Raw genomic sequence first — 498 nt, 5'->3', positions numbered from 1 at the left:
GGGTTCCACACGTACCCATCCCGAACACGACCGTTAAGCCCTCTAGCGCCGATGGTACTTGGACCGAAGGGTCCTGGGAGAGTAGGAAGCCGCCAAGCGCAAACCCTTTCTAGGGTAAGCACAACAACATAAAGTTATGGGCCCTTAGCTCAGTTGGTTAGAGCGCACCCCTGATAAGGGTGAGGTCGGTGGTTCGAGTCCACTAGGGCCCACCATCTAGATCCCATAACTAGGATTCATGTATTAGGCGGGTACCGGAAGCAACCGGGATAAACTTCGCAGCGTGTTGTCCATTTTGGGGCAAAATATGGGGCCATAGCTCAGCTGGGAGAGCGCCTGCCTTGCAAGCAGGAGGTCAGGAGTTCGATCCTCCTTGGCTCCACCATATAAGTTTTACCACTTGATCCTTGAAAACTGGATATACGAAACGAAATTTTGCGTTTTAGAAACATTCCTTTAAGCTGAACTTGTGTCAAAACAAGTTTATAGATTAGTGGT

The 498-nt window shown here is 49.8% G+C and carries 2 tRNA genes and 1 rRNA gene; all 3 read left to right on the top strand.

What is annotated here, in order from left to right:
- Window positions 1-98, top strand: a 5S ribosomal RNA gene (rrf, locus tag DMN77_RS23545); the annotation flags it as partial.
- Window positions 99-138: 40 nt separating this feature from the next.
- A tRNA-Ile gene (locus DMN77_RS23540) sits at window positions 139-215 on the top strand.
- A gap of 94 nt (window positions 216-309) precedes the next feature.
- Window positions 310-385, top strand: a tRNA-Ala gene (locus DMN77_RS23535).
- Window positions 386-498 lie beyond the last annotated feature (113 nt).

Origin of the sequence: Paenibacillus sp. 79R4, assembly GCF_013393165.1 — a bacterium.
GTDB lineage: Bacteria > Bacillota > Bacilli > Paenibacillales > Paenibacillaceae > Fontibacillus.
The sequence above is the reverse complement of the archived record's forward strand: the minus strand, read 5'-3'. Positions and strand labels throughout refer to the sequence as shown.